The 17,013-nt window shown below is 52.9% G+C and carries 15 protein-coding genes, 1 tRNA gene and 1 rRNA gene; 12 read left to right on the top strand and 5 right to left on the bottom strand.

Translation table 11 applies throughout. The annotated features are described in order from the left end of the window. The first annotated feature begins 29 nt into the window (after positions 1-29). From rrf to KP703_RS10880, 3 genes are all read left to right on the top strand, one after another. Positions 30-145, top strand: a 5S ribosomal RNA gene (rrf, locus tag KP703_RS10890). A gap of 27 nt (positions 146-172) precedes the next feature. Beyond that, a tRNA-Met gene (locus KP703_RS10885) sits at positions 173-249 on the top strand. A gap of 183 nt (positions 250-432) precedes the next feature. Further along, a complete protein-coding gene (locus tag KP703_RS10880; protein ID WP_215754932.1) occupies positions 433-1,254 on the top strand; it encodes a nuclease-related domain-containing protein in 822 nt (273 codons plus the stop codon). Between the two features lie 11 nt (positions 1,255-1,265). Here KP703_RS10880 and nac read toward each other — a convergent pair whose 3' ends face one another. Further along, complete coding sequence (gene nac, locus KP703_RS10875; RefSeq protein WP_062273251.1) at positions 1,266-2,207, bottom strand: nitrogen assimilation transcriptional regulator NAC; 942 nt, start codon at positions 2,205-2,207, stop codon at positions 1,266-1,268. A gap of 377 nt (positions 2,208-2,584) precedes the next feature. On the opposite strand from nac, the gene KP703_RS10870 reads away from it, so the two are divergent. Next, positions 2,585-3,787 carry a pyridoxal phosphate-dependent aminotransferase gene (locus KP703_RS10870; RefSeq protein ID WP_215754930.1) on the top strand — a complete coding sequence of 401 codons (1,203 nt, stop codon included), beginning with the start codon at positions 2,585-2,587 and terminating at the stop codon, positions 3,785-3,787. A gap of 108 nt (positions 3,788-3,895) precedes the next feature. Here KP703_RS10870 and KP703_RS10865 read toward each other — a convergent pair whose 3' ends face one another. Genes KP703_RS10865 through KP703_RS10850 form a run of 4 tightly spaced genes read right to left on the bottom strand, consistent with a single transcriptional unit; the run spans position 3,896 to position 6,949 of the window. Next, entirely contained in the window at positions 3,896-4,363 is a 468-nt protein-coding gene (locus KP703_RS10865; RefSeq protein ID WP_215754928.1) for a biotin/lipoyl-containing protein, read from the bottom strand. Further along, positions 4,363-5,730 carry an acetyl-CoA carboxylase biotin carboxylase subunit gene (accC, locus tag KP703_RS10860; protein WP_215754926.1) on the bottom strand — a complete coding sequence of 456 codons (1,368 nt, stop codon included), beginning with the start codon at positions 5,728-5,730 and terminating at the stop codon, positions 4,363-4,365. Before accC ends, KP703_RS10865 begins: the two co-directional genes overlap by 1 nt. Beyond that, positions 5,727-6,191 (bottom strand): acetyl-CoA carboxylase biotin carboxyl carrier protein, encoded by a 465-nt coding sequence (accB, locus tag KP703_RS10855; RefSeq protein ID WP_215754924.1) that lies wholly within the window; start codon positions 6,189-6,191, stop codon positions 5,727-5,729. Before accB ends, accC begins: the two co-directional genes overlap by 4 nt. 5 nt (positions 6,192-6,196) lie before the next feature. Then, positions 6,197-6,949, bottom strand: coding sequence for an SDR family oxidoreductase (locus KP703_RS10850; protein WP_062273242.1), 753 nt, complete (start codon positions 6,947-6,949; stop codon positions 6,197-6,199). Between the two features lie 310 nt (positions 6,950-7,259). Here KP703_RS10850 and pxpB point away from each other — a divergent pair, with 310 nt between their 5' ends. From pxpB to KP703_RS10810, 8 genes are all read left to right on the top strand, one after another. Beyond that, on the top strand, positions 7,260-7,949 hold the full coding sequence (pxpB, locus tag KP703_RS10845; protein WP_373687477.1) for a 5-oxoprolinase subunit PxpB: 690 nt from the start codon (positions 7,260-7,262) through the stop codon (positions 7,947-7,949). After that, complete coding sequence (locus KP703_RS10840; protein WP_215754920.1) at positions 7,946-8,953, top strand: biotin-dependent carboxyltransferase family protein; 1,008 nt, start codon at positions 7,946-7,948, stop codon at positions 8,951-8,953. Before pxpB ends, KP703_RS10840 begins: the two co-directional genes overlap by 4 nt. Beyond that, complete coding sequence (locus KP703_RS10835) at positions 8,950-9,708, top strand: LamB/YcsF family protein (protein WP_215754918.1); 759 nt, start codon at positions 8,950-8,952, stop codon at positions 9,706-9,708. Before KP703_RS10840 ends, KP703_RS10835 begins: the two co-directional genes overlap by 4 nt. Before the next feature lie 43 nt (positions 9,709-9,751). Further along, positions 9,752-10,666 (top strand): DMT family transporter, encoded by a 915-nt coding sequence (locus tag KP703_RS10830; RefSeq protein ID WP_215754916.1) that lies wholly within the window; start codon positions 9,752-9,754, stop codon positions 10,664-10,666. Between the two features lie 125 nt (positions 10,667-10,791). After that, positions 10,792-12,012: an MFS transporter gene (locus KP703_RS10825; RefSeq protein WP_215754914.1), complete on the top strand. Its 1,221-nt coding sequence runs from the start codon at positions 10,792-10,794 to the stop codon at positions 12,010-12,012. A gap of 305 nt (positions 12,013-12,317) precedes the next feature. Then, positions 12,318-14,792, top strand: coding sequence for a TonB-dependent siderophore receptor (locus KP703_RS10820; RefSeq protein WP_215754912.1), 2,475 nt, complete (start codon positions 12,318-12,320; stop codon positions 14,790-14,792). A 140-nt stretch (positions 14,793-14,932) separates the two neighbouring features. After that, positions 14,933-16,393 (top strand): aspartate ammonia-lyase, encoded by a 1,461-nt coding sequence (locus KP703_RS10815; RefSeq protein WP_215754910.1) that lies wholly within the window; start codon positions 14,933-14,935, stop codon positions 16,391-16,393. A 153-nt stretch (positions 16,394-16,546) separates the two neighbouring features. Then, positions 16,547-16,942: a DUF2946 family protein gene (locus tag KP703_RS10810; RefSeq protein WP_215754908.1), complete on the top strand. Its 396-nt coding sequence runs from the start codon at positions 16,547-16,549 to the stop codon at positions 16,940-16,942. Positions 16,943-17,013 lie beyond the last annotated feature (71 nt).

The following is a 17,013-nucleotide window of genomic DNA, read 5'->3' as shown; positions in this document are numbered from 1 at the left end:
CACCACCCCACTCAGGGTGGACTGGATGACCTGGTGGCCATGGCGGGGAGTGATCCACCCGATCCCATCCCGAACTCGGCCGTGAAACCCCCCAGCGCCTATGATACTGCGGCTTAAGTCGTGGGAAAGTCGGTCGCCGCCAGGTCTTCCAGTCTACCCTAATCAACACCACCGCGGGGTGGAGCAGCCCGGTAGCTCGTCAGGCTCATAACCTGAAGGCCGCAGGTTCAAATCCTGCCCCCGCAACCATATCCCCTACAAAGAAATCCAAACCCTAACCCGATGCAGAAATGCAGGCGGGAAATAGCGCTTTGGTTAAGGCCAAAACACACGTAGGCCTGCTGTAGGCGACGTAGGCTATGCTTCAAAGCTGGGCCCGATTGGTCAACAACATGAAAAATTCAGGCTTGAAACGAGTCTCTTGTGTACCCTTTGCTCGCTCTGATTATTGCAGCCTTTCTTTTTTACTCTTATTTCTGGTCCATTCTTGAATGGGGGATAATCGGCGTCGTCGTTTATGGCCTCTATCGGTTTGTTACAGCGCTGGTTGCGTCGCAGGACCAGAAACCACGAAAACCTCATTCTGCCTTTAGGCCATCACCCTTCCAGGCAAAGAGTGATGACCCTCTGCAAACACTTACGGATGAAGCACCGTCTGCTGGTGCCGTCATTGAAGAAGTTGAAGACGCATTCGACAATGAAGCGGCTTTAAAAGTTGGGAAAGAGGGAGAGCTGCACGTTGATCGCATTTTGAATCGCGTAGCTATGGATCATCTGACAGATGTTTATCTGGAAGATGAGCGCGGCCTGACACAGATTGATCACATTGCAAAAATGCCATGGGGATTGGTGGTGATTGAAACTAAAACCTATGGCGGCTTTATTTCAGGCACGCGAGATTATCAGGTATGGAAACAAAGCTTTCGTCTGGTTGGAAGCAATAAATATTATCTGTTCCAAAATCCAGTTTGCCAGAATTTCCGACATCTTGCGGCTGTCAGACATGTTACTGGGTTAAAGGATCATGTCTTTTCTCTAGTCGTGTTTGCAGGCTCAGCCCACACTAGCCGACGTGTGCATAATCAGATTGTTCGAATTAATCATCTGAAAACAGCTATGCGGCAGCGTCCCACAACCGATTATCTTCTAGACTGGAAACGTGATGCAGCATGGGATGCCCTGAAGCGTCACGCTCATGCCAACAGGGGACGGGCAGCAGAACATCTTGAGCAGCTTAAAAGGCGCGCACAGTAATTTTGAAGCTTTCAGGTATCCATGATTTTGGTGCCGGGCCAGTTTTGTGAGGCAACCATGCTTTTAGCGAGTTCAATAAGAATTTCTCGCACAGCCAGTCCTGCTTCTGTTTCCGGAATGCTCTCCGGAACACACAGAGAAACATCTTCCTGAATAACGGGGCTACACAGCTCGCACACGCGCGATTTGCCGGGTACGATAATCTTGCTGGCAACGGACCAAGGCAGAATTGTACAGCCGATCCCAGCCGCAACTGCGTCCTGAAGGGTCAGCAGGGCTTCAACTTCCGCAACAATATTGGGCGTGATCTGTTTCCGGGCAAAGGCCATGTTGATGCGTTTGCGGACAAAGTTATAGTCCGGGGGTAGAAGCAGCGGTACTTCGGTCAGATCAGACAGTTTGACTGGTGATGAAAGGTTTTCTGCAAAAGAAGCTTCTTCCGGCACGACCAGAAAGAAATCTTCCTTCATCAGCGGTGTAAAATGCACGCCTTTAATAGGGCCTGCACCGTGAATGACGGCCATATCCAACCGCCCCGTCATGACCATCTCGCTATAGATATCGTCAAAACTCTCCGTCAGATGCAGCGTAATCCCCGGCAATCTGGCGCGGACTTCCTTGAGGAGGGCGAGTGAGAGGGTGGATCCGGAAGAATACGGAGAAAGTCCAACAGACACCTTGCCGACAAGCGGGCCACCACCATTGCTGATCTCCGTCATGGCGCGATCAAGCTGTTTGATGATGGTCTGGGAATGGCGATAGAGTTCCAGCCCGGCAGCTGTGGGAGTTACGCCCATCTTGCTGCGGATCAACAGCTTCTGTTTGAAGGCTGTTTCCAGCGAGGCAAGCTGCTGGCTCAGGGCGGGCTGTGCAATATTCAGGATATCGGCCGCGCGGGAAATGCTGCCGATATCAATGATTTTTACGAACGCTTGTAACCGCCTAATATCCACGTTGCTTTCTCCATGCGCCGTATTTGATTATATTTATAACGAATTCGTGATGTTTTGTCAATAAATGTAAAGTTATCGCTCTATAAATATGATTTTACAAAACAAATTTAGTAATAAATATTCTATATAAATAAAGTAAGTATAATAAAAATCAAAAACTAGGCATTATTATTCTATGAATAATTTGCTCCGTGTTCATTTGTGCGCGTTAATTCCTGGAAAGACGTATTATTTCCTGTCATAGAATTCTTGTATGGGGGTAGATGCTTTTCAATGCTATCTCCTGCATGGGCGATGGGCATAAATTCATTTCATATCGATAATTCACTGACTTCTCTCTCGGGGTGCCGGAGCGAAGTTTTCGGAGTGCGTGTGTGATGCCTGGTTTAGCGGATCGACTTAACGGAATTTCCATTTCTGCATCAGCAGCAATGACGGACAAAGCAACAGCGCTTAAGGCTGAAGGTATTCGAGTCATTAGCCTCTCTTCCGGTGAGCCTGATTTTCCGACGCCGCCGCATGTTGTGGAAGCTGCTGTGGAAGCGGCACGCGCAGGGGATACAAAATATCCGCCGCAGGCCGGCAAGCCCGCACTCAAGAAGGCCGTCCGCAATAAATTCCTGCGGGAAAATAATCTGGATTATGCGCTTGATGAGATCCTGATTGCCAATGGTGGCAAGCAGATCATTTTTGATGCGATCATGGCCACCTGTAATGCGGGTGATGAGGTTGTGCTGCCCACGCCATACTGGATCAGTTACGCTGACCAGGCACGTCTGGCTGGCGCAAGTGTGGTTCAGGTTCCCTGTAAAGAGGAAAACGGCTTTCGCCTTATGGCGGAAGATCTGGATGCGGCCATTACAGAGCGCACCAAATGGGTCATTCTGAACTTCCCGAACAATCCATCCGGCACCTGCTGCCCGCGTGCGGATATGGAAGCCATTGCGGCCGTTCTGCTCAAGCATCCCAATGTCTGGATTATGACAGATGATATCTATGAGCATCTTGTTTATGATGGGTTTGAATTCTGCACGATAGCGCAGGTTGAGCCGCGCTTTAAAGATCGTGTTCTCACGGTTAATGGTGTCTCCAAAGCCTACGCCATGACAGGCTGGCGCGTTGGGTACGGTGGTGGGCCTAAAAAGCTGATTGCCGCCATGAACAACATGCAGGGGCAGTCCACCAGCGGGATTAATACGCTGGCTCAGGCCGCCGCAGTTGCCGCTCTGGAAGGACCGCAGGATTTCCTGAAAGACCGTGCGCGGGAATATCAGATCCGGCGTGATCTGGTGGTTGGTCTGCTGAACGCCATTCCGGGTATTCGTTGCCACAAGCCACAGGGTGCCTTTTATGTTTATGCAGATATCAGTGCCTGCATGAATAAGGTTTCCGCAGGTGGGAAAACCATTGCAACAGACACAGACTTTGTAATGGGTCTTCTGGAAGAGCAGCAGGTCGCTACCGTCCAGGGAACAGCCTACGGCATGAGCCCGTTCTTCCGTGTGTCTTATGCGACAGATGTTGAAACCCTGCGCGAAGGATGTGAGCGGATTGCCAGATTTGTGGCTGGTCTGAAGTAAAAGAAACATACGATCCGGCAAATCTTTGAAGGGTTGCCGGATAATGAAAAACCCCGCTCTGAACAGGCGGGGTTTTCTTATCGCTGCTTTGTGAAAAGCGTTCTGTAGTCAGGCAGGTTGAAGCGTCAGAACCGTCTGGCCATAGCCCACCAGATCACCCTCTTTCGCGATAAACTGCGCTACTGTGCCGTTTTGTGGCGCTGTAATAGGAACTGTCAGTTCCCCAATTTGCAGCATAGCAACGGTATCTTCCGCCCGCACTGAGCTGCCTTCTGGTGCAAACTCTTTCTTTGTAACGGGATTGCGCAGCAGCACATTCCCAAAATACGGAGCCTTCACTGGAATATCAGTGGAGGGTGCTTTTTCCGGATGCGTTTGTGCAGAGGGAGAAACAAGCGCAGAGGTAGGAGCCGCAGAGGGCTCATAGTCACCAACGCTGATACGCAGACGGGTGCCGTGGGCATTAGACAGCTCAAGGCTGCTCAGGCCAGCATCCTTAAGCCATTGACTGATCTGCACAACCTCTTCTAAATTCAGAAGAGTTTCAAAATTCGGGACAGATAAAGGCATGTTCATCAGGACTGCTCCCTTTTTTCCAGCCAATGCTCCAGATGGTGAATGTCCACGCCACCTTCCACAAATCCGGGATCAGACAAGAGTGCCTGATGGAGTGGAATGTTGGTCAGGATGGTTTCAACCTGCAGTTCGGTAAGTGCCACTTTAAGGCGGCGAATAGCTTCGTCGCGCGTTGCTCCCCGTGCAATGACCTTGGCAATCAGGGAGTCATAATACGGCTGCACAACGCTCCCTGCGACAATATGCGTATCCAGACGGATGCCTGCCCCGCCGGGCACATCCCATCGGCTGACGCGGCCCGGAGAGGGCGCGAAGGAGAACGGGTCCTCCGCGTTAATCCGGCATTCAATGGCATGACCCGTGGTGTGAATAGCGCTTTGCTCAAGATCCAGCGGTTTGCCCTGCGCAATTTCAATCTGTGCACAGACAATATCAATACCGGTGGTTTCTTCCGTAATCGGATGCTCAACCTGCAAGCGGGTGTTCATTTCAATGAAGGCGAAAATACCGTCTTCATACAGGAACTCAAACGTACCTGCGCCGCGATAGCCAATATTGCGGCAGGCCTGAGCACAACTCGCCCCGATTTCTGCAATCAGTTCGGGCGGAATGCCGGGCGGTGGTGCTTCTTCCAGCACTTTCTGGTGTCGTCGCTGCAATGAGCAGTCACGCGCACCCAGCCAGAGAGCTTTGCCGTGGGTATCGCACAGCACCTGAATTTCAATATGTCTGGGCTTCTGCATGAAGCGTTCCAGATACAGGGTCGGATTCCCGAAGGCCTGCTGGGCTTCCTTGCGGGTCAACGCAACCGCCTTGATCAGTTCGTCGGCTGACCAGACCACCCGCATCCCACGGCCACCACCGCCACCAGAGGCTTTGACAATGACCGGGAAGCCAACCGCATTGGCCAGATCCAGAATAGCCTGCTCGTTCTCTGGCAGCGGGCCATCTGAGCCGGGAACACACGGCACGCCGGACGCCTGCATGGTCTGCTTGGCGGTAATCTTGTCGCCCATCAGGCGGATGGATGCAGGCGTCGGACCGATGAAAGTGATTCCGGCTTTTTCAACAGCTTCCGCAAAGTCGGCATTTTCCGACAAAAAGCCATAACCGGGATGAATTGCCATCGCCCCTGTCACCTTGGCGGCCAGAATAATGGCATCGGCATCCAGATAACTGCGGGCGGCAGAAGCAGGCCCAATGCACAGAGCAATATCTGCTTCCAGAACGTGGCGGCTCTGGGCATCTGCTTCGGAATAGACAGCAACCGTTTCCAGCCCGAGCTGGCGGCAGGCGCGTTGAATGCGCAAGGCGATCTCGCCCCGGTTGGCAATCAGGACGCGCCCGAAAGAGGGGGCCGCGCTCATGACAGACGCATCAGAGGCTGATCGGCCTCAACCTCACTGCCATCCGTCACCAGAATGGCCTCAACGCGGCCTGCAACCTCGGTTTTGACCGGTGTGAAAACTTTCATGGCTTCTATCAGACCTATCTGCTGTCCGACGCTCAGAGTGTCTCCCACCGCCACAAAAGGCGGAGCATCCGGGGAGGGAGACAGGTGGAGGGTGCCATACATGGGGGCGGTCACAACACGCTCTGCCTGAGGCTGGACCGCAGGCGTTGGAACGGGTGTGGATGGGGCTTGCCCGGCAGGCGGTTCTGCCGGGGCTACAGGTGCGGAAGGGCGGCTTGGAACAAGGGCCGCCGGTGCGGCACCCTGTTCTGAACGCGTGATTTTAAGAGTCTGGCCGCCTTCCGAAATCTCAAGCTCACGGAGCGGAGCTCGGCCAAACAGGTCTATCAGCGCTTTGAGAGCTTGAGTGTCCATAGCTGTCAGGATTTAGCCGGTTTCTTTGCAAAGTTCAGACCACCCACAACCTGCATGGTGGGCAGCACTTCCATGAAGCTGACATTCATCCGCTGTGGTGCAGAAATGGCAAAAGCGATTGAATTTGCAAGGTCTTCCGGAAGAAGAGAGTCATATTCATCAAAGAATCGACGCTGAGCTTCTTCCATGTTGCCAATCAGGCGACCAAAGACTTCCGTCTGCACGCGGGCCGGGGAGACTTCCGTTACGCGGATGTTCTTGCCGAACAGGTCACACCGCAGCTGCTGAGAGAGAGAATGCACACCAGCCTTGGTGGCGTGATAAACCGTGTTGCCACCGGCAAACGCGTAATGGCCGGCAATGGACGTGATGTTGACGATATGGCCGCGATCCCGTGCAATCATGCCCGGCAGAGCTAGGCGGGTCAGTTGCAGGACGGCGCGCAGGTTGATGTCCACCAGCCCGTCAATATCTTCTTCCGTCGTATTGGTGATGTTGCCTGTGCGGGACTGACCGGCATTGTTGATGAGAATATCAATCTCATGCTCTTTGAAGATCGCGCCCATGGCGTCCAGATCTGCCACGCTGGCGGCGTGCACAATGCAGCCGGTTTCTGCGGCCAGTTTGTCCAGGCGTTCCTTGTCACGGGCCACGGCATGCACTTCCAGCCCCAGTTCCCGCAGGCGACGGACGGTCGCGGCACCAATGCCAGAGGAGGCGCCGGTAACAAGTGCTGTGCTGTAAGGCTGTGTCGTCATGATATGAAATATCCTGATGTCTATGGATCGGAACTGCCCTGCTGCGCAGGCCAGACTTCAATAAGTCATTTCACTTTAGAGACGGAATATTCCATTGACCAAGATCACTTCCGTCTTGCGTCATAAGATTATCCAATGTCTTCGCGTGGCGTGGTGGTCATAAGATTATTGTATGTCATCACAGGCAGATAATGTTGGCGGCGTTTCGCTCTCTGACCGTATCGTTACGGACGCAATATAGAACACCTTACAGGACATTATTTGGTGGCTGCCATCTTACACAATTGTTCCTGCGCGCATGACTGAAACCATGACTGCGCTGAAGACAGATCAGTTTTCTGGTTCAGCAGATGAGCCCACCATCAGCATGATCGGCACGCGGGCCATGCTGTTTGAAGCGCCCGGCGCGTTTACGCTGGCCTGCCAGCGGCGGATCTGGGCGCTCATGGATGCCTGTTCCGAACGCCTGGATGTTGCGGAAGTTATGCCGGGTGTCACCAATCTGATGCTGATTTTCTCCATCCCGCCGGAAAATCCGGAGACGGTGGCGTGCTGGCTGCGTAAGGCATGGGAGACGCTGCCCGAAAAGCACATCAAGGGGCGTCTGTTTGAAGTGGCGGTCCGTTATGGCGGTGAGCTTGGGTCTGACCTTCCGCGCGTTGCCGAGCATTGCGGCCTGTCTCCTCAGGACGTCATCACGCTGCATCAGGTACCCCTATATACAGTGTGTGCGCTTGGGAGCGTGCCGGGGTTTGGCTATCTGCACGGTCTGGATCCGCGTCTGGAAACCCCGCGTAAATCCGTCCCCTCCTTAAAAATGCTGGCAGGCACAGTCACAATTGGTGGGCCGCAGGCTGGTATTTCTGCACTGACAGGGCCGAATGGCTGGAACTCCATCGGTTTTAGCGACCTTGTGATGTTCGACCCGGAACGCGAGCCGCCCGCCTTGTTTGATGTGGGTGACCAGATTCGCTTTTATGCCGAAAGTATTGAAGTGTGATTACAGTTCTTGAAACCGGTGTGCTGAACAGTGTGCAGGATGCGGGCCGTTTTGGGTATCGCCATCTGGGTGTGAGCACGTCCGGCGTGATGGATCCTCTGGCGCTGCGTTGTGGGAATATTTTGCTGGGTAATGTGCCGGATGCCGCCTGTATTGAAGTGCAGACCTTTCCTTTCAAAATACGGTTCGACAAGGCTGTCAGCTTTGTTGTCACCGGCGGGGAAGGGACGATTAAACTTGGGGATCGGGCGCTTCAGCCATGGTCAGTTGCCACCGCGCAGGCGGGGGACGTTCTGACGCTCGACCGTCCTTCTGTCGGCGCTCGGATGTATCTGTGCGTTTGTGGCGGGATTGATGTGCCGGTTGTGCTCGGCTCTCGCAGCACGCAGTTGCGAGGGGGCTTTGGAGGCTATCTCGGACGACCGCTGCAGGCGGACGATCAGCTTACGGGGATAGGTAGTTGCGTGCCGGACGGCTTTGGGGCGGTTCCTCCTCTGCGCGCACTCCCCGCCGCTTGTGCCGAAGAAAAAGAAAAGACCGTGACCCTGCGGGCTATTCCGGCAACAGACTATTTCCTGTTTACGGAAGAAGCACGCGCCCATTTCTGGTCCGCCTCCTGGCAGATTACAGCGCAAAGCAACCGGCTTGGCTACCGTCTGAAAGGCGGGGCTTTGAAGCTGACGCATCCTGTAGAGTTGCGTTCTTACGGGGTTATTCCCGGAATTATTCAGGTCCCACCGGCAGGTGAGCCGATTGTGCAGATGGCGGACGCCAATACAGCCGGTGGTTATCCGCGCATTGCCACGGTGATCGAAGCGGATTTATGGCGTCTGGCACAGGCGCGTATTGGCAGCTTTGTGCAACTGCAATGCTGTGACCATGCAGAAGGTTTACAGGCCATGCGGAATGAAGAGGCTTATCTGCAGGACCTTCAGGGTAATGCAGCCCTTTACAGAAAATCTTTTATGCGCAGGGAGGCCGGTCAGGCCGGTAAAAAATCATGAAGATTGATTTGAATGCCGATATTGGCGAGGGCTTTGGTCGCTGGACGATTGCGGATGATGCCGCACTGATGGACGTGATTTCATCGGCCAATATTGCCTGTGGCTTTCATGCGGGTGACCATCTGATTATGGACCGCGTTGTGCAGGCTGCTAAAGAGCGTGGCGTGAGCATCGGGGCGCATCCGGGTCTGCCTGACCGGATGGGGTTTGGCCGCCGGACCATGGTTGTCAGTGCTGAAGAAATGGAAGCCATGCTGGCCTACCAGATTGGTGCCCTTAAAGGGATTGCCGCACGTCATGGCATACGGGTAGGCCATGTCAGCTATCATGCAGCATTTGGCACAATGGCCAATGCGGAGCAGGATCTGGCGGACCGTCTTGCCCGCGTTATTGCGCAGATTGATCCCGATCTGGTGATGCTGGCCATGGAAGGGCAGCCGATTGATCTGGCTGCCAGAAAAGCCGGTTTGCGGGTGCGTTCTCTTTTTCTGGCAGATCGTGCCTATCAGGCCAATGGGGCGCTTGTGCCGCGTGGGCTGGAGGGCGCAGTGATTCATGATCTGGATAAAGTTAAGGAGCGCGTAAAGCAGTTTCTTGAGAGCGGAAACGTGACCACTATTGATGGTAAATCGCTGCCCATTCACTCCCGCTCTATCCTTGTGCATAGCGACACGCCGGGTTCCGATAAGCTGGCGCAGGCCATTGCCTCGCAGATTGCTGCGATGGGTGGTGAAATTGCGGCAGCTGAAGGATAAAAGGCTTTGAGAAGAACGGGGCAGAAAAAGAACGATAATGTCCATGCAACATAATCTTGCGCGTGGTGCGTATCTGCTGGCTCTGGCCACACTTTTTACCGCTCTTCTCAATGCCCTGCAGAAAATTACCGGTTCAACGCTTTCTGTTGTTGAAATCGTCTTTTTCAGAAATCTGTTTTCTCTGCCGTTTGTCGTGGTGATTGCGCTGCGTGGCGGCCTTGTTTTGAAGACCAACCACTTTGGTGGGCATGTTATCCGCTCCGTTGTCGGGTTGATCAGCATGATCATGACGGTTGTTGCTGTCACACATCTCCCGTTGGCAGAGCAGCAGGTTTTATCTTACACGCAGCCGCTTTTTCTCATTCTTCTATCCATTCCGCTCATGCATGAGCGTCCGTCTGTTCAGCGCTGGGTTGCGGTAGCCGTCGGGTTTGTGGGTGTTGTTGTTGTAGCAACGGGGAAGGGGCTTCTTGGTGGTAGTCATGGCACCGTTCCAACATGGGCTTATGCAGTTGCGCTGGCGCAAGGTGCGGTGGGTGCTTTGACGACCATGCAGATCCGCCAGCTTTCTGCGACGGAAAAAAGCACAACCATTGCCATGTGGCAGGCTATTTTGATGACGGCGGCGACCGCCGCTGCCTTGCCGTTTGTCTGGCATATGCCAACGCGTGCGGATCTTCTTTGCCTTGTCGCAGTTGGTGCTTTTGCCGGGATTGCACAGGTTTTACAGACAGAAGCCTTTGCTTCTGCACAGGTTTCTGCCATTGGCCCGTTTGCTTATTGTGGTCTGGTCTGGGCGGCACTGATTGGCTGGCTGGGCTTTGGCGAAGTCCCCGGTGTAGCCATGTTCGTGGGGGGATTGCTGATTATCGGCTCTGGTCTCTGGATGCTGCGGCATGAAAGACCAGCAAAGCAAAAAACAATTTTAGAATCAGAATCTTCCACCGGAACACTTTAAAAAATCCGTAAAAAAGCACCGAAGGTATGGTGTAATCGTAATGTTCCGTTATCGTAAAAAAGACTGATGGGTTGTGTGAGGCCAGTGCGCCTTTCAAGGCAGAAGGTTTGAAGGGTAATCAAGCGATGAACAAGAACGCAGACTCATCACGCTACGTGTTTTTCGGCATGATTTTCCTGATGTATGTCATCAGTTACGGGGACCGTGCGGCTCTTTCCATTTCTCTGCCTGATCTGGGTCGTGAATTTTCCCTTTCGTCTGTTCAGATGGGCTGGGTGTCCTCCAGTTTTCTCTGGTCTTATTTTGTGTTGAATCTGCCATCGACCATCCTGCTGGATAGCGTCGGCGCGCGCCTTGTGGGCAGTCTGGCGGTTTCCGTCTGGTCCTGCGCAATGATTCTGGGCGGCATGACCCGCAATGTGACACAGTTTATTTTAACACGCATGCTGCTCGGCGTCGGGGAAGCTCCAACATTTGGTGTGGGTGCAACCATTGTTCGCAACTGGGCAAAACCGCAGGAGCGGGGCACCGTCATGACGGTGCTGCTGACAGGGATGCAGATCGGGCTTGCGGGCGGTACGATTGCCGGAGCCTACCTGATTGCAAAAGTGGGCTGGCGGTTTGAATTTATGGCGCTGGGTGTTGTAGGGCTGATCTGGGCGCTCGCCTGGTGGCTGCTTTACAGAAATCCGGAAAAATCAGACACGCAGGCGCGTGTTCGTCCCATTCGGGTTTCAGAAGTGCTGTCTCTGTTCCGCTCTTCCACATTTTGCGGCATTCTGGTTGTGCAGTGTACACAGAATTTTCTGAACTTTCTTCTGATGTCCTGGGTGCCATTCTATTTGATTCATGAATTGCACCTGAATGTTCTGGGTTCCGGAAGTGGCACAGCGGGGTGTTATGTGCTGGGTGCTATTGGCGCGGTGTTTCTGGGGCGTGTGGCGGAGCATTTTGTTTTCCGCAAAAATGCTGACCCAAGCCATCGGCGCTTTATTGTCGCGTTTTGTATTATCGGGAGCGCGATGATTGGCTTTCTCCCGTTCTTTCATGAAGAAATGCCAATTCTGGCTGTGTTGTCTCTCTCACTCTGTTGCCTGATTGCGGCGAACGGGGCGAACACCGCCATGCTTGCAGATATGTTGCAGGACGGCCAGAAAATCGGATCAGTCACAGGTGTAACGCTGACATTCAGTAATGCTCTTGGTCTGACAGCTCCGATTCTGACGGGCTATATCGTTGCCTGGACAGGGAATTTCAATATGGCGTGGTATCTGTGTGCAGTTGCTCTGATTGTTGCTGGACTGATTTCCCTCATGACCGTGCGTAAGCCGATTGTTTTGGAATGATTTTGTAAGCTATTTTTCCGTAATCACTGGCAAAAAAGACGATAGAAACAGTTTGATCTGACACGTTGTCTGTCATGGCTGCGTTTTGATTGAGTTTTTTGGAAATGAATCCCCCGCAGAACCATGAGTGGTTGTGCGGGGGATTTTTTTTATGTCGCAAAGAAGTGGTTATATTTTTAAACCAGCCAGAAAATTCCTTTAGGAAGCAACATATCAATATTCAGTATGACGCCAAAACATAACGGAAACGTATCATAAGGATACCAGATAAGTTTCTTAATCCGACCGGATTTCAGGGTGATGCGATGGCCAGAATATCGAAATTTGAACTGTCACTCGTCGCGAGTGTGGCGTTCGGTGCTCTTGTTCCGGCAGGAAGTGGGTTTGCAGCAAGTGCAGCATCGCCGACAGGCAAGCCGCAGAAAGTTTTTGTGAAAAAGACAAAAGCGACTTCTGTAAAAGCAGTCCCCACACGTGCGCGTGCAAAACCCACCCCTATGAAGGGTGGTGAAGAATCCATCGAGGTCGGTGGCCATTCTGGCAGTTCCGTATTTTCACCTACAACGCCTAAGCACAGCACGACGCAGGTGACTGTCGTGACAGGCGCTGAACTTTTGAAAACTGGCCAGACAAACGTTCTGTCTGCTCTGGCACAGGCCAATCCGGCTATTACGACGGCGGCTCTTCCGGGCGGTGGTGCAAGCTCCTTTGTGCAGACCATGCAGCTGCGTGGTCAGTCCCCGGATGACACACTGATTCTGGTTAACGGCCATCGTCGCCATATTGGTGCAAATTTCAATTCAAACTCTGGCACTAACTGGGGCAGTGAACCGGCCGATATTTCCCTTATTCCGGTTTCCGCCATTGATCATATTGAAGTTGTGACAGAAGGTGCCTCCGCTTTGTATGGGCAGGACGCTATTGCGGGTGCTGTCAATATTGTGCTCAAGCACGATACGCATGGTGGCAGCATCAATTTTAAAAACAGTGGTTATTACGCAGGGGATGGTCAGGCTCTGGATGGTTCTGCCAATTACGGCATGGCTCTGGGTCGGAATGGCGGTTACCTCGACCTTGCTGCTCAGGTCTCCCATCAGCTTCCTACAACGCGTGGTGGGGATTTTTACGGGACCTTGTTTGATGATTCCCGAAACCAGACAGCCAACCGTAATGTTCAGCGCGGCTTAGGAATTCCCAAATCCACGCTGGAAACCATCAGCGAGAACATGTCTGTTCCCATGGCTCGTGGCTTTAATTTCTACAGCACATCTACCTTCTCTCATCGTCGTGCGAACGTGCCGGAAACTTACCGTGCGAACACCAGCTCGGATGAGTGGATCAATCCTGATCTGTATCCTGATGGTAACCAGCCTTACATCGCCATGGATCAGCTGGATTTTGAGACTGATAACGGCATCAAGGCACGCAAGTTTGGTTTTGCTTGGGATGCTTACGTGACCTACGCGCGTGATAAACAGAATTACAGCACCACGAATTCTGAAAACGTTTCTATTCCCGGCAGCACGCAAACCTCCTTCTATGATGGTGCGTCTATTGCCACGCAGCTGACGGCTGGTTTGCGTGGCTCCCGTTCCTTCCGCCCGGACTGGGCACCCAAGCCGATCAATCTGCGGTTTGGCGGTGAATATCGCCATGATACCTTCCAGATGGTTGAAGGTGAGGCGTCGTCCTGGAGCGGTATGGGGGCGACTGATCATCCAGGTAACGTCCCGATGGCCGCAACTTACCAAAACCGTGACGTGTATGAAGGCAACGTTAATCTCGACTTCTATGTCACCAAGAAATGGGAATGGACACTGGGTGGTCGCGTAGGCAGCTATAATAATATTGCTACAGTTGAAACCGGCTCTGTTGGTACGCGCTATAATTTCAACAAACGCTGGGCTATTCGGGCCAATATCAATACGGGTTATCGTCCGCCTACGCTGGGCGCGCTGTCCTATTTCTATTCAGCACCGTATCCCGGTTATACGGTTGATCAGATTCCCGCCAGCAGCGCCATTGCCAAATATCTTGGCGCAGGCAACATGAAGGGGGAATACTCCCGCAGCTATTCGATCGGCTTTGATGCAACCCCGGTTGATGATTTCCACGTAACGGGAAACCTGTATTATATTGCCATTAACGGCAGAATGGGCAGCACCAAAACTTATTCGGTTAACCAGAATGACTCTGAACTTCTGGATCTGCTGAAAAATGCAAACCTGGAAAGTGCAACATCACTTTCCTATTATGCCAACCTGTATAATACGCAGACATTTGGTGGTGACTTCAGTGCTGATTATACGCTGCACACGGCAAAGCTTGGTCAGTTCCGTTTTGCGATGGGGATCAATTTCTCGGATAACGAAATCCGGTCTGCAAAATCTGATCTGGTGAATGAATACACCAAGATGATGGTTCTGCATTCCGCTCCGAAAAACCGTGAACAGATCAGCATGAACTGGACGCGTGGGAAGTGGTCTGCGTCCGTGCAGGAACTGCGTTATGGGTCCATTGTCTATATGGCAGCACCCACCGGGGCCGGGGCTGTGCCGTTCCAGCAGAATCCGGGGTTCATCACCAATCTGGAAGTTGATTATAAAATTCTTCCGCGTTGGACAGTAGGCGTGGGTGCCAATAACGTTGGGAACAAGCACCCGACGCGTGTGCCGCACTCCATTGCCAACACGCAGCAGGGTTTGGCTAAATATGCGTCTTACTCTCCTTACGGGTTTAGTGGTGGCATGTATTACGTCAAAACGTCTCTGGATTTTTAACGTCGGCTAAGTGTCCCGTGATGGTACACACAGTAGATTTAAGGGTATGAGCGGCGCTGCCGCAGATCAGTCACCGGAATAAGGTGAAAGATCTGCGGCAGCTTTTTTTGTGAGAAACTCCAGGCGGAAAGGTTGTCCTGATGTCTTATCAAAACAGTGTCGATCCGAAGAGTGACAAAGTGCAGCGGACTGAACGAGATAGTCTGGGAGCCTATGTTCTGCCGCTTCATGCGCGGTGGGGGGTGCATACGGCACGCGCCATAGATAATTTTCCGGTTACCGGAACGCCAATAGGAAAATTTCCGGATCTCATTAAAGCACTTGTTCTGGTGAAGCAGGCAGCGGCTTCAGCTAATCATCAGCTCGGCTATCTGTCCCCGGAAAAGGCTGCGATGATTGAGAAGGCCTGTCAGGAAATCACTCAGAACCTTCCGGAATATTTGCCAGATTTTAAGGTTGATGTGCTGCAGGGCGGGGCCGGAACCTCGACCAATATGAACGCCAATGAGGTGGTGGCTAATGTCGGGCTTATGGCATCTGGATTTGAGGCAGGGCAGTACGATAGCCTGCATCCGAATGACGATGTGAACATGTCTCAGTCTACTAATGATGTGTATCCGACTGCCGTTAAAATTTCTGTCTGTTTTGCTTTGCGGTCTTTTTTGCCCTCTCTGAAACGACTGGTGAATGCGTTTGAGGAAAAAGCCGAAGAATTCAAATCTGTCCTGAAAATAGGCCGCACCCAGTTGCAGGATGCCGTCCCGATGACACTGGGGCAGGAGTTTCAAGCCTATGCTGGCACATTGCGGAAAGAGATTGCTGCGGTGGAAGCTGTGGTGCCCCAGCTTTCTGAAATCAATCTGGGTGGGACGGCTATTGGCACAGGGATTAACTGTGACCCACGATATGGCGCACTGGTGACGGACCATCTGTCTGATTTGTGTGGTTTCCCGCTGAAACAGGCTGAGAACCTGATTGAAGCGACGTCGGATGTCGGGGCATTTGTGACCTGCTCAAGTGTTCTCAAGCGGCTGGCTATCAAGATTTCCAAGATTGCGAATGATCTGCGCCTGCTGTCCAGTGGCCCGCGTGCCGGGTTGGGGGAAATTGTTCTGCCTGCCGCGCAGGCTGGCTCTTCCATCATGCCGGGTAAGATTAATCCGGTTATTCCGGAAATGGTCAATCAGGTGGCGTTTATGGTGATCGGGCATGATGCGACCGTTTCATTTTGTGCAGAAGGTGGCCAGCTTCAGCTGAATGCGTTTGAGCCCGCCATGGGCTACTGCATTCTGGACTCCATCCAGATGATGAAGAACGCCTTTGAAGTTCTGGCGGAAAAATGCGTGCGCGGTATTCATGCCAACAAGGAACGCTGTCTGGAGCAGGTGCAGAACAGCATTGGCATTATTACCGCCTTTGTGCCGGTGCTGGGGTATGAGCTGTGCGCATCCATCGCCAAACAGGCTCTGGCGGAAAACCGGTTGGTTGCCGATGTGCTGAAGGAGCGTGTGCCGATGTCACCCGAACTGCTGGCGGATCTTCTGAAACCCGAAGCCATGACCGCTCCGGTGCGTAAACAGAAAGGCACGCAGGTCAGTTGATTTTAAAATGATGCCCAGGGAGAAAGCGTCCAGAGGCCGTCAGGCTGTTAACCGGTTGCCTGTCATCTGGAGAAAAGGCTTTTCGTTTATTCCCCCCATGGGTATAAAATAGCACTACGTTTGCATTCTCGCGTCTGAGGACAGGAGCCCTGAATGGTCAGGACACAGGCCCGGATATGGATTGGTCTGCTAGCCTGCCTGCTAATGCAGGTGGGGTTGCTGGCGGGTATTTCCCCCGCACAGGCCCAGCGAGAAGCGCAGGCGCATCATGCCATGATGCATCACATGGCAACGTCCTGCTCCGAGGCAGACGCGATGGATGGGCGGTGCATGATGACGCATCCTGACTCCCACACCATGCCGCATGATGGTGACAAATGCTGCCATGTGCATGTTGCTGCGACAGACATTCCGGCGCCGGCGGACGCGTTGTATCCGGTTTTGCGTCCTGTTGGGAAAGCTCAGTCTTTCAGCATGTCTGCACAAACAGGGTTTGCCGGGGCTGACTGGCTGCCGCCTCTGCGTCCCCCCAGAATTCTGAACAGCTAGGCGCTGACAGGCGTCCTCCGTCTCGTTTCCTGTCAGGAAGCGGGGGGTTGCGTGTGACTGTTTGGATTTTT

This window comes from Acetobacter sp. P5B1, assembly GCF_018811985.1.
In the GTDB taxonomy this organism is placed as follows: Bacteria; Pseudomonadota; Alphaproteobacteria; order Acetobacterales; family Acetobacteraceae; genus Acetobacter; species Acetobacter cerevisiae.
The sequence above is the reverse complement of the archived record's forward strand: the minus strand, read 5'-3'. Positions and strand labels throughout refer to the sequence as shown.